Genomic DNA, 17,791 nt, shown 5'->3' with positions numbered 1-17,791 from the left:
CTGTGGAAATAGCCCTCTTTGCAGTAGGACATGCCATGTATAATGCCGCCCGTTCCTGGCGGGTGCGCACGTCCTGTGGCGTGCCCGATGCGACCGGCCATGCCGTACAGCTGTTGCTCAGTATAACGGCCAGGCCCGGACCGACTTGAGACCGAACCATAAGGCGAACCTGTGACCCCTCGACTCGAAGCTGTGGGCCTGGCCTGCGAGCGCGACTGGCGAATGCTTTTCGAACACCTCGAACTGCACCTGGCGGCCGGTGACATGCTGCAGATCAGCGGCCCCAATGGCAGCGGCAAGACCAGCCTGCTGCGCCTGCTCAGCGGGTTGATGCGGCCCACCAGCGGTGAAATCCGCCTGGACGGCAAGCCCTTGGCCGAGCAGGGCAGCGAACTGGCCAGGATGCTGCTGTGGATCGGTCATGCGGCCGGCATCAAGGACCTGCTCACCGCCGAGGAAAACCTGGCCTGGCTGTGCGCCCTGCATCAGCCTGCCAGCCGCGAGGCGATCTGGCAGGCACTGGCGGCCGTGGGCCTGCGCGGCTTCGAAGATGTTGCCTGCCATACCCTGTCGGCCGGCCAGCAGCGCCGCGTGGCGCTGGCGCGGCTGTACCTGGACAGCCCGCCGCTGTGGATTCTCGACGAACCCTTCACCGCCCTCGACAAGCAGGGCGTGGCCCAGCTCGAAGCGCACCTGGCGGCGCATTGCGAGCGCGGCGGCATGGTCGTGCTGACCACCCACCACACGCTGGCGCAGACGCCGTCCGGCTACCGAGAACTGAACCTGGGGCAGTACGCGGCATGAGTGTGTTCGTTCATTTGCTGCGCCGAGAAGCGCAGGTGCTGTGCCGCCGGCCGGCCGAGCTTGCCAACCCATTGGTGTTCTTCGCGATCGTGATCGCGTTGTTCCCGTTGGCGGTCGGGCCGGAGACGCAATTGTTGCAAAACTTGTCCCCTGGGTTAGTCTGGGTGGCCGCCCTTTTATCCGTTCTGCTCTCGCTGGACGGGCTGTTTCGCAGTGATTTCGAGGACGGATCCCTCGAGCAGTGGGTCCTTTCGCCGCACCCCCTGGCGCTTCTGGTATTGGCAAAGGTGCTGGCACACTGGGCCTTTTCCGGTCTGGCACTGGTATTGTTGTCGCCGCTGCTGGCCCTGATGCTCGGTTTGCCGGTGCAATGCCTGCCGGTACTGCTGGCCTCGCTGCTGCTCGGTACCCCGGTACTGAGCCTGCTGGGTGCAGTGGGCGCAGCCTTGACCGTGGGTTTGAAGCGCGGTGGCCTGCTGCTGGCACTGCTTATTTTGCCGTTATATATCCCGGTGTTGATCCTGGGCAGTGGCGCCTTGCAGGCGGCACTGCAAGCTATGCCGGCGACCGGTTACCTGCTCTGGCTTGGCAGCCTGACCGCCCTTGCAGTAACCCTGGCACCCTTTGCAATAGCGGCTGGCCTGAAGATCAGCGTCGGCGAATAATGAGGTCTGGGCCCCGCCCAGCAAAGACCCTGGATGTACCGTGATGAAAAGCAGCGCAATAAGCTGGACGTGGTTTCACAAGCTGGGTTCACCCAAATGGTTCTATGCCATCAGCGGCCGCATGCTGCCGTGGCTGAGCATCGCCGCCATCCTGCTGATCGCCGTGGGCGTGGTCTGGGGCCTGGCCTTCGCCCCGCAGGACTACCAGCAGGGCAACAGTTTCCGAATCATCTACATCCACGTGCCGGCGGCCATGCTGGCGCAGTCGTGCTACGTGATGCTGGCGGTGGCCGGCGTGGTCGGCCTGGTCTGGAAGATGAAGATCGCCGACGTGGCACTGCAATGCGCCGCGCCCATCGGCGCCTGGATGACCGTGGTGGCCCTGAGCACCGGTGCCATCTGGGGCAAGCCGACCTGGGGCAGCTGGTGGGTTTGGGATGCACGACTAACGTCGATGCTGATCCTGCTGTTTCTGTACTTCGGTCTGATTGCCCTGGGCCAGGCGATCAGCAATCGTGAGAGCGCGGCCAAGGCCTGCGCGGTACTGGCGATTGTCGGCGTGATCAACATTCCGATCATCAAGTACTCGGTGGAGTGGTGGAACACCCTGCACCAGGGCGCCACCTTCACCCTCACCGAAAAGCCGGCGATGCCTGCCGAGATGTGGCTGCCGCTGCTGCTGACCGTGCTGGGGTTCTATTGCTTCTTCGGGGCGGTGCTGCTGTTGCGCATGCGCCTTGAAGTGCTGCGGCGCGAGGCACGCGCCAGTTGGGTCAAGGATGAAGTGTTGGGCCACCTGGGGCGGGAGACCGCACGATGAGTTTTGCCAGCTTCAATGATTTCCTCGCCATGGGCCATCACGGCCTCTATGTCTGGTCGGCCTATGGCATCTGCCTGCTGGTGCTGGCCATCAATGTTGCCGCGCCCGTACTGAGCAAGCGCCGGTATCTGCAAGAAGAAGCGCGCCGCCTGCGCCGGGAGAAGTCCAAGTGAATCCGCAACGCAAGAAGCGTCTGTTCATCATCCTCGGCCTGCTGGTGGGTGTCGGCGTCGCCGTCGGCCTGGCCCTGAGCGCGCTGCAGCAGAACATCAACCTGTTCTATACCCCTACCCAGATCGCCAACGGCGAAGCCCCGCTCGATACCCGCATCCGGGCCGGCGGCATGGTCGAGGCCGGTTCCCTGCAACGCTCCGGCGACTCGCTGGACGTGCGTTTCGTGGTCACCGACTTCAACAAGTCGGTGCCCATCACCTACCGCGGCATCCTGCCCGACCTGTTCCGTGAAGGGCAGGGCATCGTCGCCCTGGGCAAGCTCAACGCCGAGGGCGTGGTGGTGGCCGACGAGGTGCTGGCCAAGCACGACGAAAAATACATGCCGCCCGAGGTCACCAAGGCCCTGAAGGAAAGCGGCCAGGTGTCCACCGACGGCGGAGCCAAGCCATGAATGCTGCACTGATGATTCCCGAGCTGGGCCAGTTGGCGATGATCCTGGCCATCTGTTTTGCCGGCGTTCAGGCCAGCGTGCCGCTGCTCGGCGCCTGGCGGGGCGACAGCCTGTGGATGAGCCTGGCACGCCCGGCGGCGTGGGGTCAGTTCGCCTTCCTGGCGTTTGCCTTCGCCTGCCTGACCCATGCCTTCATGACCGACAACTTCTCGGTGGCGTATGTGGCCAGCAACTCCAACAGCGCCTTGCCCTGGTACTACAAGTTCAGCGCCGTGTGGGGCGCCCACGAAGGCTCGCTGCTGCTGTGGGCGCTGATCCTGGGCGGCTGGACCTTCGCCGTGTCGATCTTCTCGCGCCAGTTGCCGCAGGTGATGCTGGCCCGGGTGCTGGCGGTGATGGGCATGATCAGCGTGGGCTTCCTGTCGTTTCTGATTGTTACCTCCAACCCGTTCCAGCGCCTGCTGCCGCAGGTGCCTGCCGATGGTCGCGACCTCAACCCGCTGCTGCAGGACATCGGCCTGATCGTGCACCCGCCGATGCTCTACATGGGCTACGTGGGCTTCTCGGTGGCCTTCGCCTTCGCCATCGCCGCCTTGCTCGGCGGGCGCCTGGACGCGGCCTGGGCACGCTGGTCGCGGCCCTGGACCATCGTGGCCTGGGCGTTCCTGGGCATCGGCATCACCCTGGGCTCGTGGTGGGCCTACTACGAACTCGGCTGGGGTGGCTGGTGGTTCTGGGACCCGGTCGAAAACGCCTCGTTCATGCCGTGGCTGGTGGGCACCGCACTGATCCACTCGCTGGCCGTCACCGAGAAGCGCGGCGTGTTCAAGAGCTGGACCGTGCTGCTGGCGATCGCTGCATTTTCGCTGAGCCTGCTGGGCACCTTCCTGGTGCGTTCCGGCGTGCTGACCTCGGTGCACGCCTTTGCCGCCGACCCCGAGCGCGGCGTGTTCATCCTGATCTTCCTGCTGTTCGTGGTCGGCGGTTCGCTGACCCTGTTCGCCTTGCGCGCCCCGGTGGTCAAGAGCCAGGTCGGGTTCGCCCTGTGGTCGCGGGAAACCCTGCTGCTGGCCAACAACCTGGTGCTGGTGGTGGCGGCCTCGATGATCCTGCTGGGCACCCTGTACCCGCTGGTGCTCGATGCACTGACCGGGGCCAAGCTGTCGGTGGGGCCGCCTTACTTCGATGCGCTGTTCATCCCGCTGATGGCCCTGCTGATGGTGGTGATGGCGGTCGGCGTGATCGTGCGCTGGAAGGACACCCCGACGAAATGGCTGGTGAGCATGCTGACCCCGGTGGCGATCGGCAGCGTGGTGCTGGCACCCATCGGCGGGCTGCTGGTGGACGACTTCGACTGGCAGGTACTGACCACCTTCGCCCTGGCGGCGTGGATCCTGCTGGCCGGCGTGCGCGACCTGCTCGACAAGACCCGTCACAAGGGTCTGCTCAAGGGCATGCGCGGCCTGAGCCGCAGCTACTGGGGCATGCACGTGGCGCACCTGGGCATCGCGGTATGCGCCCTGGGCGTGGTGCTGTCGAGCAACAACAGCGCCGAACGCGACCTGCGCCTGGCGCCGGGCGAGTCGATGGAACTGGGCGGCTACCAGTTCGTGTTCGAAGGCGCCAAGCATTTCGAAGGGCCGAACTTCACCTCCGACAAGGGCACCGTGCGCGTGCTGCGGGACGGTCGTGAAATCAGCGTGCTGCACCCGGAAAAACGCCTGTACACCGTGCAGCAGTCGGTGATGACCGAGGCCGGCATCGATGCCGGTTTCACCCGCGACCTGTACGTGGCGCTGGGCGAGTCGCTGGACAACGGCGCCTGGGCCGTGCGCGTGCACGTCAAGCCGTTCGTGCGCTGGATCTGGCTGGGCGGCCTGCTGACCGGCCTGGGCGGCCTGATGGCGGCGATGGACAAGCGGTATCGGGTCAAGGTGAAAAGCCGGGTACGTGAAGTACTGGGCATGTCGGGAGCAACTGCATGAAGCGTTGGATCATGGTGCTACCGCTGGCGGTGTTTCTGCTGGTGGCGGTGTTTCTGTACCGGGGCCTGTACCTGGACCCGTCCGAGCTGCCCTCGGCGATGATCGGCAAACCCTTCCCGGCGTTCTCGCTGCCGACCGTGGAAGGCGACCGGACCCTGACCCGCGACGACCTGCTGGGCAAGCCGGCGCTGGTCAACGTGTGGGCCACCTGGTGCCCTTCGTGCAAGGTCGAGCACCCGGTGCTGAACAAGCTGGCCGAGCAGGGCGTGGTGATCTACGGGGTCAACTACAAGGACGAGAACGCGGCTGCGATCAAGTGGCTGACCGAGTTCCACAACCCCTACCAGATCGGCATCCGTGACGAGCACGGCACCCTCGGCCTGGACCTGGGTGTGTACGGCGCGCCGGAGACCTTCATCATCGACGCCAAGGGCATCATCCGGCACAAGTTCGTCGGTGTGGTCGACCAGACCGTGTGGCGCGAGCAACTGGCGCCGCTGTACCAGGGCCTGCTCGACGAGGCCGGCCAATGAGGCGCTGGCTGGCAGGCGCGCTGCTGGGCCTGAGCATCGCCGGCGTGGCCCACGCGGCCATCGACACCTATCAGTTCGCCGACGACGCCGAGCGCGAGCGTTACCACGTGCTGACCAAGGAACTGCGCTGCCCCAAGTGCCAGAACCAGGACATCGCCGACTCCAACGCACCGATTGCCGCCGACCTGCGCCGCGAGATCTTCCGCATGCTCGGCGAAGGCAAGGACAACCAGCAGATCATCGACTTCATGGTCGACCGCTATGGCGACTTCGTGCGCTACAAGCCGGCCCTGACGGCGCGTACCTGGCTGCTGTGGTTCGGCCCGGGCATCCTGCTGCTGGGCGGCTTCGGCATGCTGGCGCTGATCGTGCGCAAGCGCCGTACCCAGGCGGCGGGCGGCACCGTCGACCTTTCCCCCGAGGAGCGTGAGCGCCTCGCCAAACTGCTGGACAAAGAACGCACCCATGACTGAATTCTGGCTTCCCGCAGGCCTGCTGTTACTGGTAGCCCTGAGCTTTCTGCTGATCCCGGTGTTGCGCGTGCGTCGTGCGCAACAGGAAGAAGACCGTACCGCGTTGAACGTGGCCCTGTACCAGGAGCGCGTGGCCGAACTGCAGGCCCAGGGCGAGGCCGGTGTGCTCACCGCCGAGCAACTGGAGCGTGGCCGCGACGAGGCCGCCCGCGAATTGCTGGCCGACACCGACAACGCCGAACCCGACCGCAGTGCGCGCCTGGGCAAGACCTTGCCGCTGCTGGCCGCGGTGCTGGTGCCGGTGATGGGCCTCGGGCTGTACCTGCACTTTGGCGCCAGCGACAAGGTCGAGCTGACCCGCGAGTTCGCCCAGGCGCCGCAGTCGGTGCAGGAGATGACCTCGCGCCTGGAGCGTGCGGTGCAGGCCCAGCCAGACTCGGCCGAAGGCCTGTACCTGCTGGGCCGTGCCTACATGGCCCAGGAACGCGCCGCCGATGCCGCCAAGGCCTTCGAACGCGCTGCCGCCCTGGCCGGGCGTCAGCCTGAGCTGCTTGGGCAATGGGCGCAGGCGCTGTACTTCGGTAACGGCAAGCAGTGGACAGCGCAGATGCAGGCGTTGACCGACGAAGCGCTCAAGGCCGATCCGGCGGAAGTCACCAGCCTGGGGCTGCTGGGTATCGCCGCTTTCGAGGACGGGCGCTACCAGCAGGCCATCGACTACTGGAACCGTCTGATTGCCCAGCTGCCCGAGGGCGATGCCTCGCGTGCCGCGCTGCAGGGCGGCATCGAGCGTGCTGGCGAACGGCTCAAGGCCGCGGGCCAGGCGCCGGCCACCAACGCACGCCTGACGGTGCGGGTCGAGCTGGCGCCGGCGCTCAAGGACAAGGTGCGTCCCGATGACAGCGTGTTCATCTTTGCCCGCGCCAGTTCCGGGCCGCCGATGCCGCTGGCGGCCAAGCGCGTGACCGTGGCCGACCTGCCGATCGAGGTTCAGCTCAGCGACAGCGATGCGATGATGCCGAACATGAAACTGTCGAGCTTCCCCGAAGTCCAACTGGTTGCGCGCGTCTCCCGTGCCGGCCAGCCGACCAAGGGCGAGTGGATCGGCCGTGGCAGCCCGCTGGCCAGCAGCACCGAGGCGCCGCAGCACCTGACCATCGACAGCCCGGACCCGTAGAGAGCTCACTATGAACAGCATCGCACGCCTCACCCTGATCGCCCTGGCCGTGGGCTTGAGTGCGTGTACGGTGCATCGGCCCAGCGAGCCCACCGTGCCGCCGATCGAAACCCTGCCGCCGACCGGGCCGGTGATCAAACCGGTGCCGGGGCCCAAGCCAGGTACCCCGGCCACGCTGCCGACGCCCAAGCCGATGCCACGCACCTCGGCAAGCTTCGCGCCGCCGCCGGGTGGCGCCAGCCACTGGGACCCGAAACTCGGGGTGTACGTGCTCGAAGGCAAGACCAACACCTTCTACCGCCAACGCACCTACTACCGCTTCAGCAATGGCTGGAGCTGGGCCACCAGCCCTGACGGCCCCTGGCAGGACACCGACAGCAGCGGCGTGCCGGGCGGCCTGGGACGGGCTTTCGCCCAGTAAGCCCAAGCCGGCATAATGCCCCTTTTTTGCGAATGGCCAGGGGGCAGGGCATGACACACAAGGTACTGGTGCTGGTAGAAACGGTGGATGACTACCTGCCCTTGCTCGAACAGGCCGGCTTCGAGCTGGTCCGTGCACAGACCCCGGCCCTGCGTGCCGAGGCCATCGCCCGCCACGGCGGCGCAATCGATGCGGTACTGACCCGCGGGCCGCTGGGCTTGCGGGCCGACGAAATCGCCGCCTTGCCCCATCTGAAAATCATCTGCGTCATCGGCGCCGGCTACGAGGAAGTGGACCTGGCAGCGGCTGCTGCGCGTGGCATCACCGTGACCAATGGCGCCGGTGCCAACGCCACGGCGGTGGCCGACCATGCCCTGGCGCTGCTGTTCGCCATCGTGCGCGATATTCCCCGTGCCGATGCCACCACCCGCCTGGGGCAGTGGAACCGTGTGATCAGCCCGTCGCTGAGCGGCAAGCGCCTCGGGGTACTGGGCCTTGGCGCGACGGGGTTGGCGATTGCCCGGCGTGCGGCGCTGGGCTTCGACATGCAGGTCAGCTACCACAACCGCCGGCCACGCACCGACGTGCCCTACACCTGGTGCGAAAGCCCGCTGGCGCTGGCGGGGGCGGTGGACTTTCTGATCGTTGCCACCCCGGGCGGGGCCGGTACGCGCCACCTGGTCGACGCGGCGGTGCTGGACGCACTGGGGCCGCAGGGTTTTCTGGTGAACATTGCGCGGGCCAGCGTGGTGGACACCGATGCAATGGTGGCGGCGTTGCGCGAAGGGCGTATTGCCGGGGCCGGGCTCGATGTGTTCGATGCCGAGCCTGAAGTGCCGCAGGCACTCAAGGCGCTGGACAACGTGGTGCTGACCCCGCATGTGGCCGGACAGTCGCCGGAAGCGGCGCGCGATACGGTGGCGCTGGTGCTGCGCAACCTGCAGGCGTTCTTTGCCGGGGAACCGGTGTTGACCCCGGTGACGGCGTAATCCGCTGTAGGAGCCGGCCTTGCCGGCGAAAGGGCCGGGGCCGACTGCTGCTAGACTTCAGCCCTACCGCTCACCGCAAGGACCCTGCACCATGTCCCAACCCCAGGAAAAACACGGCAGCTGCCTGTGCGGCGCCATCCATCTCAGCGTCAGCCTCGACAACGCCAGTGTCAGCGCCTGCCATTGCAGCATGTGCCGCAAATGGTCCGGTGGCCCGTTGATGGTGGTGCACAGCACCCAGACCCTCAGGCTCAGCGGCGACACCCCGCGCATCTACGATTCCTCCGAGTGGGCCCAGCGCGGCTTCTGCGGCACCTGCGGCACCCACCTGTTCTATCGCCTCAAGGCCGGCGGCTTCGACGCCGTGCCGGTGGGCGTGCTCGATGGCGAGAGTGACTGGGCGCTGGAACTGCAGATCTACATCGATCAGAAGCCGGGCTACTACTGCTTCGCCAACCAGACCCGGACCCTCACCGGCGCCGAGGTGCAAGCGCAGTTCAGTTGAGCGCCAGCAACCAGTCCCTGAACACCTGGGCCGCCGGCGAGCACACGCGCTGCCTGTCATGCACCAGGTAGTCGGCCTGGCCGGTGTGCACGACGAACTCCGACACCGGCCGCACCTGCCCGCTGGCGATACGCTCGCGGGCCATGAACTCCCAGCCCAACCCCACCCCCATACCCTGCATCACCGCGTCGAACACCAGGGTGATCTGATTGAATGTCACCGCATCGGCCGGCGCCTTGTAGCGCACCCCCAGGTGCGCGAACCAGTCGGGCCAATCCAGACAGTTCCAGGCCGAGGCATCCAGCTGGATCAGCGGCAGGGCCTGCAGCGCCGCCAGCGAATCGGCTGGCGGCAGGGCCCGCTGGGTGCTGACGATGGGGTAGATGCATTCATCGAACAGCTTGTCGGCCTGCAGCGAACTCCAGCGGCCATGGCCGTACAGCACGCCGAAGTCATAGTTGCCCACCACGCGTTCATCCATCTCGTTGCTGGCATGGATGTTCACTGTCAGCTCGGGGTGCTGTGCGTTGAAGCGCAGCAGCCGCGGGAACAACCAGTACTGTGCCACCGCATGGGTGCAGATCACGCTGACATTGCGGCTGCCGTGCCCGCTCTTGAGGCGCAATACGTTGGCCAGCAGGCTGTCGAGCATCGGCTCGACGATGGCATTGAAGCCACTGCCGGCGGCGGTCAGGGTGATGCCGCGGGCGCGGCGTTCGAACAGCGGCGCACCCAGGTGTTCTTCAAGCAGCTTGATCTGTTTGCTCACCGCGCTCTGGGTCAGCGACAGCTCGGCGGCAGCGCGGGTGAAGCTGCCGGTGCGTACCACCGCCTCGAAAGCGATCAGGGTATCCAGCGGGGGCAGGTGACGGCTGAAGCGGCTCATTGCGGTGTCTTCGGTTCAGGGAATGGCTGGGTGGTAAACCCGGTGCTTTGCGCTTTAAAGGTATTCCCCATGGGAATGCCTGCATGCCGAATGATCTTTTGCCTGGACGCCTGCATTTGGCTAGCCTGCCTGCTCTGAAAAATGAGGAGCAGGCAAGTGAAACGGGGTGTGGCGTATGCCGGCGTGGCCGGTGCGATGTGGGGCATGGTGCTGATGGTGCCGCAACTGCTGCCGGAGTTCAGCCCGGTGCTGCTGGCCTGTGCGCGGTTCGTCCTGCTGGGGGCGGTATCGCTCGCGCTGCTGCTGCCAATGCGCAAGGCGCTGCGTCAGCTCGAACGGGCAGACGTGTGGATGCTGGCGCGTCTGGCGCTGATTGGCAACCTGCTGTACTTCATGTGCCTGGTGGCGGCGATCCAGCGCCTGGGCGTGGCGCCGGCATCGCTGATCGTTGGTGTGCTGCCGCTGACCATCACCCTGTACGGGCGCAATGACAGCGGCGCGGTGGCCCTGTCGCGCCTGGCCGGGCCGCTGGCGCTGATCCTGGCGGGCATGCTGTGCATCAACCTGCAGACCTTTGCGGTGGAGCCGGGGGCGGTGCAGGACAAGCTCGCCGGGCTGCTCTATGCGCTGGCCGCGCTGGCCTGCTGGACCTGGTACGCCACCTACAACAGCCGCTATCTCAAGCAGTGCCGGCACCTGGACAGCCATCAGTGGTCGGTGCTCACCGGGGTGGTGACCGGCGTGTTCAGCCTGGTGCTGGTGGCGCTGCTGTGGGTGTGGCAGCCGCAGCAGTTGCAGGTGCAGGCCACTGCTGAGCGCTGGCAGCTGTTCTGGGCGTTCAGCCTGGGTTGCGCGCTGTTTGGCTCGTGGCTGGCGGGGGTGTTGTGGAATGCGGCAGCCAAGCGCATGCCGCTGACCCTGAGTGGGCAGTTGATCGTGTTCGAGACCCTGTTTGCCTTGCTGTATGCGTTCATCTGGCGCCAGAGCGGGCCGAACCTGCTGGAGGGCGCGGCGATCGTGCTGGTGGTGGGCGGGGTGTGCTGGTCGATGCGCCAGCACGAGCCGGTGACAGCCGGCGCCACCTCATGAGCCGAGTTCGCTCCCCACAGCCTTGCAAAACCCGGCCATTGCTGCGAAAACGCATCGGCAGAAAACGTCCCATAGCCGTCAGAGATCACCCATGAGCAACGAACTTCAAATCATCGACCTCCAGTTGGGCGACGGCAAGGCGGCCGTCAAGGGGGCGCTGATCACCACCCAGTACACCGGCTGGCTGGACGATGGCAGCGTATTCGATTCCTCCCACCAACGCGGCAAGCCGTTCCAGTGCGTGATCGGCACCGGCCGCGTGATCAAGGGCTGGGACCAGGGCCTGATGGGCATGCAGGTGGGCGGCAAGCGCAAGCTGATCGTGCCGGCGCACCTGGGTTACGACGCGCGCAGCGTAGGCAGCATCCCGCCGAATTCGACCCTCACCTTCGAGATCGAGTTGCTCGAGGTCCTCACCCGCGACGATTGAGGGCTGAGTCATTCTCATTACAGTCTTTGGCCCTGATGCCGATAACAGCCTGTCTCTCACCCGAAGCAAGGACATTTTGCGTGCTGCGTACTTTCTGTTTTCTTTTCCTGGCCTGCCTCGGCCTTACCGGTTGCTACTCCTTCACACCGGTGGGCCCGATCGGCGAACCGGTCACCGTGGCCGACAACACTGCACAGCGGGGCGCCCAGATCGCCGACGTGGCCATCACCGCGCCCGACCTCAAGGATGACGTGCGCCTGAACATCAGCCGCCAGCTCACCGCACAGATCAGCCACTACGTCGACCGCGGCGAGTACTTCACCAAACTGGTGGAATTTCCCGCCACCCTGGGCGAGCAGGATGTAGTGCTCAAGTTCACCATCACCTCGCTCAAGGGCAAGCGCACCACGCACCCCGGTTACGTTCCCGGCGCGTTGGTGACGCTGACGTTCTGGATCTGGTTCAACGGCCCGATCTATGTCGACAAGTACGACCTGGCCGGCGAGCTGGTGATCGAAGACCGCGACGGCAAGCGCCTCACCCGCGTCACCGAGCAGGTCAAGCTCGACAACAATGTCGGCCTGTACGACAACGACTATGCCAACGGCAGCCTGGGGGGCGTGCAGTTGCGTCAGCTGATCACCAGGTTGCTCGACACCGCGACGGCTGCCCCGCAATTGGCCACTCACTGAAAGGAATTCAACCATGCGTCATTGCCTAATGGCCCTGTTGCTGGCCCTCAGCACGGCCCTGACCGGCTGCATCAGCTACTCCCAGCACCAGTTGCCGGTGGTCGAAGCCTGGCCGCCGCTGCCTGCCGCCGATGCGGCGCCCGCGCACAAGACCGCCTATGTGCGCTTCAACACTCTGTACGAGTTCAACGGCCAGCCGCGAGCCAGCAACGCCAACCTGATGCGTTTCGAAAAGACCCTGGTGCAGAGCTATGAACAGAGCGAGCGCTTCACACGGGTGACCAGCGAGAAGGTCGACTCCGACGTGTACGCCTACGTCACGCTCAGGAACAACGAGCAGGGCAACGTGCTGGCGGCGACGCTGACCGGTGCGACGCTGTTCATCATCCCGTCCACCTTCGACAACACCCTGACCCTGGAGACGCTGTACAAGGACCGTGAAGGCAAACTCATCGGCAAGGTCAGCAAGAGCGAAACCATCACCACCTGGATGCAATTGCTGTTGATCTTCGCGGTGCCGTTCAACGATTCGGGCGATGCCATCATCGAGCACCTGAGCCGCAGTTCGGTTGAAGAAGCGATCCGGCGCAAGCTGATCTGAGCGTCATCATCGCGAAACATCCCTGCGCCAGACTGGCGCGGGCTCAAGGCTGAGCCGGCACGGATGAACCAAACGGGTTTGCGACACTCTCAAGCACGCCCGTTTCCACGGATGGAACGACAGACAGGGATCACCCCGCAGCCTCGGCTGCGGGGTGGCACAGGCGGGTCAGCCTCAACCCTATTTGTCGCAAAGAGCCCGTGCCATGAAGTTGCCCTCCTTTTTTCGGCGTTATCGCCCTGCGCTGTTTTCCGTTCCGCTGGTCGTCGGCGCCACCCTGCTGACCTTCGAAGCGCTCGAAAGCCGAGCCCAGCCGGTGGACGGCACCCAGACCCTGGTCTTCCTGCGCCACGCAGAAAAGCCCGGCGAAGGCCTCGGGCAACTGAACTGCCAGGGCCTCAACCGCGCCCTGGACCTGGCCACTCTGCTCCCGGAAAAATTCGGCCCCGCCGACTACGTGTTTGCCGCCAACCCCAACCGCGAAGTGGAGGAGGGCAGCAACGACAATGCCTACAGCTATATCCGTCCGCTGATGACCATCAGCCCGAGCGCGATCAAGCTCGGCCTGCCGGTGAACATCGACTTCGGCGCCAACGACACCGGCGACCTGGCCGACGAGCTGCTGCAGGACAAGTACCGCAACGCCACGGTCTACACCGCGTGGTCACACGGCTACCTGCCCGAGCTGATCAACACCGTGGCCGGCAAGGCGCTGGGCGAAAAACGCACCATCACCGACGACTGGGACGGCGAGGATTTCGACTCGCTGTATGTGCTGACCCTGACCTGGCACGACGGCAAGGCCAGCCTGCTCAGCCGCAACTACAAGCAGGGGCTGGACAACGGCGACCTCGCCTGCCCGAGCTGAGGGCTAGTTCACCACCTCGAAGCGTGCGCTGGCCTCGCGCCACTCGAACGTCTTGCCCAGGCAATACGGGCTGGAGGGGATGAGCACCTGGGTGGCGCCACCCTGCAGGCGTACCTGGACGGTGTCGATACCCTTGCTGCGACAGCCCGGCACCTTCACCTCCAGCGTCTGCTGCAGCTTGCCGGTGGCCTTGTCCATTACCTGGATGGTTTCGAGGGCGGCATAGTCCATGTCCATCGGCAACTGGAAGTAGAAGCGTTCGGTGGACGCGGCCTGGGGCAGTACCGCGCCCGGCGAGGGTGTCTGCAGGCCGATGTCGGCCACCAGCTTGAGCGTGAAGGGCAGCTGCTTGCCGCTGGCGTAGGCGGTCCAGGTGCCTTGCAGCGGCTGGGCACGGCTGCTGAAATCGGCTTTCTGGAAATGCAGGCGCGCGGTGGGCAGGCCGCCGCTGTCCAGTTCGTCCATGGCGAAGTTGTAGGTATCGGTGTTGCGCGTGGGCTTGAGCCGGATCGGCGTGTGGTAGCGCTCGTAGTAGTAGATACCGGTCACGTAGTCGTTGGTGCGCTCGATCACCAGCGTCACCGGCAACCCGCCGAGTTTGCCCTGGTACACGGAATGGTAGGCCAGGGCATTGGCGCTCAGGCACAGCAGCAGGCAGGCGAACAGGGTACGAAACGGCATCAGAAAGGCTCCACGCTGTGGCGCTGCCACACCAGTTGCTTGGGGTCGACGAAGTGGTAGTACTGCCAGTCGCTGGTCCCGGTGTCGTAGTTGCTGCCCTGGCGCTGGGCTACCCAGCCGGGGGCGGGGAACTTGAGCGCGCCCTTGTCGCCCAGCGCTTCGAGTTCGGTGTGGCGTTGGTAGGTATTGCTGGTGGGCTGGTACAGGTAGAACTGGTCCGGCTCCTGGTTGGCGCCGCCGGTGGCGCGCTGGCCGATGGGCGAGGCCCTGAAGTCGATGATGCCGTCACCGTTGTAGTCGGCGAAGGTCAGGGTCCGGGTGCCGTTGAACGCCAGCGCCAGGTTGTCCAGCACCTGCAGTGTGTTGCCGCTGGCGAGGTCGATGATGGTGATGCGATCGACCTTGCCGGTGTATTCGCCCTCGGCCTTGCTGGCGTGCACATAGAAGCTCTTGCCGCGGTTCTGCGGCTGTTGCAGCAGCTCGCCTTGCCAGCTGGAGCGCTGCTCGTCGCTGAAGCGGGTCTGGCGCGTGAGGCTGAAGGGCACACGTTCCCGGGTGCGCAGGTCGATCCATTCGCCACTGAAGTCGCGATCGTGCGTGAACACGAAGGGGCGCACCCGCAGTGCTGCGGCGGGCATGCGCGGGTTGTCCATGATGTTGATCAGCAGTGGCACGTCCTTGCTGTAGGGCGTCACTTCCAGTGGCTGGCTGGTGTGGTGCTCGGTGTCCAGCAGGTAGCCTTGCACGTACTCGTACTGCGAGGTGTATTGCAGGGCGACCTCGACCTTGCGCTCGCCGAGGGTGCCCTGGTACAGGTTGATCGGGTCGGTGGCGTGGGCGCTGGTGAAGGCCAGCGCCAGGCCCAGCATGCAGAGGGGCCTTGGGAAAGCGAACATGGTGACGGTGCGTCCTTGCGGGAGAGGGGCGCAAGGCTAGCATATGTGTGGAACGTGCCGTTGCTCCGCAGATCCAGCGCTGCCCGCCAGTATGGCGCTTATGCCATCGGCGGCAGCCGTCGCTTCACCGGGCTTTTCTTGACGATGGCGGTGTTGGTTTCGGCGTGGCTGTTGAGCTTGTCGAGCAAGGTGTCGAGCTGCTCCATCGAGCGTACATGCAGGCGCGCGATGAAGCAGTCGTCACCCGTGACCTTGTCGCACTCGGTGAACTCGGGGATGGCGATGATCTGGCGCTCCACCTCCTGCAACTGCCCCGGCAACGGACGAATGCGCACGATGGCCTGCAACTGGTACCCGAAGCTGCGCGGGTCGATGTCGACCGTGTAGCCCTTGAGCACGCCGCGTTCTTCCAGGCGACGCAGGCGCTCGCTGACGCTGGGCGCCGACAGCCCGCTCAGGTGCGCCAGCGCCTTGAGCGAACGCCGCGAGTCTTCCATCAGCGCCTTGATCAACAGCTGGTCGATATCGTCAGTCATGCAATCCTCGTCAGGCAGATCAATGAAATTGCCTTGATAAAAAAGGCAAGGCTTGAGTCTAGCCTTGTTTTTGCTATGGAGTGCCCTGGCTTCTCGCTCGCATAATCTGTCCATCGTCTGGGAGGTGAGAGATGGACAATTCAATACGCCGTGGGTCGTTGGAAATGGTCGCCGCGATGCTGATATCCGGCACCATCGGCTGGTTCGTGCTGGTGTCGGGGCAACCGGTGCTGGACGTGGTGTTCTGGCGCTGCGTGTTCGGCGCCGGCACGCTGTTGCTGGTGTGCGCCGTGCTGGGCTTTCTGCGGCCGGGCATCCTCACACGTGCCAGCTTTGCCCTGGCGGTACTCAGCGGGGTGGCCATCGTGGGCAACTGGGTGCTGCTGTTCGGCTCCTATTCACGGGCCTCGATTGCCATCGGTACGGCGGTGTACAACGTGCAGCCGTTCATGCTGGTGGGGCTGGCGGCGGTGTTTCTGGGTGAAAAGCTCAGTGTGCCCAAGCTGTTCTGGCTGGGGGTGTCGTTTGCCGGGATGCTGGCCATTGTGAGTGCCCACGGCAGCGGGCAGGGCAGTGGCGAGGATTACCTGCTGGGCATCGCGCTGGCGCTGGGCGCGGCGTTTCTGTACGCGGTGGCCGCGCTGATCATCAAGCGCCTGAGTGGCACGCCGCCGCACCTGATCGCGCTGATCCAGGTGAGCACCGGCATCCTGTTGCTGGCGCCCTTTGCCAATACCGGCGGCCTGCCGGGCACTGCGGGGGCGCTGGCCAGCCTGGTGACGCTGGGTATCGTGCACACCGGCCTGATGTACGTGCTGCTGTATGGCGCCATCCAGAAACTGCCGACCGCGTTGACCGGGGCGCTGTCGTTCATCTACCCGATTGCGGCGATCTTCGTCGACTGGTTCGCCTTTGGCCATCGCTTGAGCGCGCTGCAATGGCTGGGGGTGGCGGCGATTCTGCTGGCGGCTGCCGGCATGCAGCAGGGCTGGTGGTGGAGGGCGAGCGGCAAGCTGCACGCCACAAGCGACAAGTAAACAGGCGCCCGGCGCAAACTTGTCGCTTGCTGCGTGAAGCTTGCCGCTAAAATAGCCCTTTTTGTCCCAGTGAATCCTGCCATGCCGATTGCCACCCTTCACGCCCACCTGCTCGGTGCCCTGAACCCTGCGCCTGCCGAAACCCGGCGCCTGTTCCATGGGCGTGGGCGCTGCTGGCCGGGGCTTGAACAGATCACCGTGGACTGGCTGCAGGGCGTGCTGCTGGTCTCGCTGTTTCGCGAACCGCCCGAAGGGCAACTGGCCACGCTGGAGCAGATGCTGCGCACCCTGGCCGCCAGCCCTGGCTGGCCCGGGCAGGCGATCCTGATTCAGCACCGCTACCTGCCCGACAGCCCCGGCCAGTGGTTGCTGGGCGAGCCGAGCGAGCACCGCGTGATCGACGAGGATGGCCTGCGCTATCAGCTGGACCTGGGCCTGAAGCAGAACACCGGGCTGTTCCTGGACATGCGCTATGGCCGGCGCTGGGTGCGGGAGCAGGCGGCGGGCAAGCGGGTGCTCAACCTGTTCGCCTACACCTGCGGGTTTTCGGTGGCAGCGATTGCCGGGGGGGCCGAGCAGGTGATCAACCTCGATATGGCGCGCTCGGCCCTGAGCCGCGGGCGCGACAACCATCGGCTCAACGGGCATGACCTGGGCCGGGTGGGGTTTCTGGGGCATGAGCTGTTCAAGTCATGGGGAAAGGTGCGCAAGAGCGGGCCGTATGACCTGGTCATCATCGACCCGCCGACGTTCCAGAAGGGCAGCTTTGTGCTGACCCAGGACTACAGCAAGATCCTGCGCCGCCTGCCGGAGCTGTTGAGTGAAGGCGGCACGGTGCTGGCGTGCGTGAACGACCCGGCCATCGGGCCTGACTTTCTGATCGAGGGGATGGCAGCCGAGGCGCCGGGGCTGGTGTTCGTGGAGCGTCTGGCCAACCCACCGGAGTTTGCGGACAGTGATCCGGTGGGCGGGCTGAAGGCGCTGGTGTTTCGCCAGGGGTGACCGGGGTGGATTGTTCGCCGGCAAGGCCGGCTCCTACAGGGTTTGCGTTGTCTGTAGGAGCCGGCCTTGCCGGCGA

General features: G+C 65.4%; 23 protein-coding genes. 19 read left to right on the top strand and 4 right to left on the bottom strand.

The annotated features are described in order from the left end of the window. Nucleotides 1-171: 171 nt before the first annotated feature. The 12 genes from ccmA (at nt 172) to JZZ72_RS08995 (ending at nt 8,997) form a co-directional block, all read left to right on the top strand. The gene (ccmA, locus tag JZZ72_RS09050; RefSeq protein WP_043861837.1) at nt 172-804 is read left to right on the top strand and encodes a cytochrome c biogenesis heme-transporting ATPase CcmA; all 633 of its coding nucleotides are present in this window, start codon (nt 172-174) and stop codon (nt 802-804) included. Continuing rightward, complete coding sequence (ccmB, locus tag JZZ72_RS09045; protein ID WP_043861838.1) at nt 801-1,469, top strand: heme exporter protein CcmB; 669 nt, start codon at nt 801-803, stop codon at nt 1,467-1,469. The genes ccmA and ccmB overlap by 4 nt, the downstream gene beginning before the upstream one ends. A 43-nt stretch (nt 1,470-1,512) precedes the next feature. Continuing rightward, complete coding sequence (locus tag JZZ72_RS09040; RefSeq protein WP_043861839.1) at nt 1,513-2,289, top strand: heme ABC transporter permease; 777 nt, start codon at nt 1,513-1,515, stop codon at nt 2,287-2,289. Then, nucleotides 2,286-2,462, top strand: a complete 177-nt coding sequence (gene ccmD, locus JZZ72_RS09035; protein ID WP_043861840.1) for a heme exporter protein CcmD — start codon at nt 2,286-2,288, stop codon at nt 2,460-2,462. The genes JZZ72_RS09040 and ccmD overlap by 4 nt, the downstream gene beginning before the upstream one ends. Then, complete coding sequence (gene ccmE / locus JZZ72_RS09030) at nt 2,459-2,914, top strand: cytochrome c maturation protein CcmE (RefSeq protein WP_058542048.1); 456 nt, start codon at nt 2,459-2,461, stop codon at nt 2,912-2,914. Before ccmD ends, ccmE begins: the two co-directional genes overlap by 4 nt. 11 nt (nt 2,915-2,925) lie before the next feature. Next, nucleotides 2,926-4,899: a heme lyase CcmF/NrfE family subunit gene (locus tag JZZ72_RS09025; RefSeq protein WP_167400228.1), complete on the top strand. Its 1,974-nt coding sequence runs from the start codon at nt 2,926-2,928 to the stop codon at nt 4,897-4,899. Next, on the top strand, nt 4,896-5,432 hold the full coding sequence (locus JZZ72_RS09020; protein WP_043861843.1) for a DsbE family thiol:disulfide interchange protein: 537 nt from the start codon (nt 4,896-4,898) through the stop codon (nt 5,430-5,432). Before JZZ72_RS09025 ends, JZZ72_RS09020 begins: the two co-directional genes overlap by 4 nt. Continuing rightward, entirely contained in the window at nt 5,429-5,905 is a 477-nt protein-coding gene (locus JZZ72_RS09015; protein ID WP_043861844.1) for a cytochrome c-type biogenesis protein, read from the top strand. The genes JZZ72_RS09020 and JZZ72_RS09015 overlap by 4 nt, the downstream gene beginning before the upstream one ends. Continuing rightward, complete coding sequence (gene ccmI, locus JZZ72_RS09010) at nt 5,898-7,082, top strand: c-type cytochrome biogenesis protein CcmI (protein ID WP_210014307.1); 1,185 nt, start codon at nt 5,898-5,900, stop codon at nt 7,080-7,082. Before JZZ72_RS09015 ends, ccmI begins: the two co-directional genes overlap by 8 nt. A 10-nt stretch (nt 7,083-7,092) precedes the next feature. Next, nucleotides 7,093-7,503 carry a hypothetical protein gene (locus JZZ72_RS09005; protein WP_043861846.1) on the top strand — a complete coding sequence of 137 codons (411 nt, stop codon included), beginning with the start codon at nt 7,093-7,095 and terminating at the stop codon, nt 7,501-7,503. 50 nt (nt 7,504-7,553) lie between these two features. Continuing rightward, entirely contained in the window at nt 7,554-8,492 is a 939-nt protein-coding gene (locus tag JZZ72_RS09000) for a 2-hydroxyacid dehydrogenase (protein ID WP_210014306.1), read from the top strand. 91 nt (nt 8,493-8,583) lie between these two features. After that, complete coding sequence (locus tag JZZ72_RS08995; protein ID WP_043861848.1) at nt 8,584-8,997, top strand: GFA family protein; 414 nt, start codon at nt 8,584-8,586, stop codon at nt 8,995-8,997. Here the strand turns inward: JZZ72_RS08995 and JZZ72_RS08990 are convergent. After that, nucleotides 8,990-9,883, bottom strand: coding sequence for a LysR substrate-binding domain-containing protein (locus JZZ72_RS08990; RefSeq protein WP_054915613.1), 894 nt, complete (start codon nt 9,881-9,883; stop codon nt 8,990-8,992). The two genes, JZZ72_RS08995 and JZZ72_RS08990, sit on opposite strands and share 8 nt — an antisense overlap. A gap of 156 nt (nt 9,884-10,039) precedes the next feature. On the opposite strand from JZZ72_RS08990, the gene JZZ72_RS08985 reads away from it, so the two are divergent. The 5 genes from JZZ72_RS08985 (at nt 10,040) to JZZ72_RS08965 (ending at nt 13,563) form a co-directional block, all read left to right on the top strand. Further along, complete coding sequence (locus tag JZZ72_RS08985; RefSeq protein ID WP_043861850.1) at nt 10,040-10,972, top strand: DMT family transporter; 933 nt, start codon at nt 10,040-10,042, stop codon at nt 10,970-10,972. Between the two features lie 91 nt (nt 10,973-11,063). Next, complete coding sequence (locus JZZ72_RS08980) at nt 11,064-11,402, top strand: FKBP-type peptidyl-prolyl cis-trans isomerase (protein WP_043861851.1); 339 nt, start codon at nt 11,064-11,066, stop codon at nt 11,400-11,402. Between the two features lie 80 nt (nt 11,403-11,482). Beyond that, nucleotides 11,483-12,094, top strand: a complete 612-nt coding sequence (locus JZZ72_RS08975; protein ID WP_043861852.1) for a hypothetical protein — start codon at nt 11,483-11,485, stop codon at nt 12,092-12,094. 13 nt (nt 12,095-12,107) lie between these two features. Further along, complete coding sequence (locus tag JZZ72_RS08970; protein WP_043861853.1) at nt 12,108-12,695, top strand: hypothetical protein; 588 nt, start codon at nt 12,108-12,110, stop codon at nt 12,693-12,695. Between the two features lie 205 nt (nt 12,696-12,900). Continuing rightward, a complete protein-coding gene (locus JZZ72_RS08965) occupies nt 12,901-13,563 on the top strand; it encodes a histidine phosphatase family protein (protein ID WP_210014305.1) in 663 nt (220 codons plus the stop codon). 3 nt (nt 13,564-13,566) lie between these two features. Here the strand turns inward: JZZ72_RS08965 and JZZ72_RS08960 are convergent, their stop codons facing one another. The 3 genes from JZZ72_RS08960 to JZZ72_RS08950 form a co-directional block, all read right to left on the bottom strand. Further along, on the bottom strand, nt 13,567-14,244 hold the full coding sequence (locus tag JZZ72_RS08960; RefSeq protein ID WP_043861855.1) for a hypothetical protein: 678 nt from the start codon (nt 14,242-14,244) through the stop codon (nt 13,567-13,569). Then, nucleotides 14,244-15,140 (bottom strand): hypothetical protein, encoded by an 897-nt coding sequence (locus JZZ72_RS08955; protein ID WP_210014304.1) that lies wholly within the window; start codon nt 15,138-15,140, stop codon nt 14,244-14,246. Before JZZ72_RS08955 ends, JZZ72_RS08960 begins: the two co-directional genes overlap by 1 nt. A gap of 98 nt (nt 15,141-15,238) precedes the next feature. Further along, complete coding sequence (locus JZZ72_RS08950; RefSeq protein ID WP_043861856.1) at nt 15,239-15,676, bottom strand: Lrp/AsnC family transcriptional regulator; 438 nt, start codon at nt 15,674-15,676, stop codon at nt 15,239-15,241. 131 nt (nt 15,677-15,807) lie between these two features. On the opposite strand from JZZ72_RS08950, the gene JZZ72_RS08945 reads away from it, so the two are divergent. After that, the gene (locus tag JZZ72_RS08945) at nt 15,808-16,713 is read left to right on the top strand and encodes a DMT family transporter (RefSeq protein ID WP_054915609.1); all 906 of its coding nucleotides are present in this window, start codon (nt 15,808-15,810) and stop codon (nt 16,711-16,713) included. An 81-nt stretch (nt 16,714-16,794) separates the two neighbouring features. Further along, a complete protein-coding gene (locus JZZ72_RS08940; RefSeq protein ID WP_196932927.1) occupies nt 16,795-17,715 on the top strand; it encodes a class I SAM-dependent methyltransferase in 921 nt (306 codons plus the stop codon). The last annotated feature ends 76 nt before the right edge of the window (nt 17,716-17,791 follow it).

It is taken from the genome of Pseudomonas palmensis, from assembly GCF_017848315.1.
Taxonomy (GTDB): Bacteria; Pseudomonadota; Gammaproteobacteria; order Pseudomonadales; family Pseudomonadaceae; genus Aquipseudomonas; species Aquipseudomonas palmensis.
This window is presented reverse-complemented; position numbering and strand designations above follow the sequence as displayed.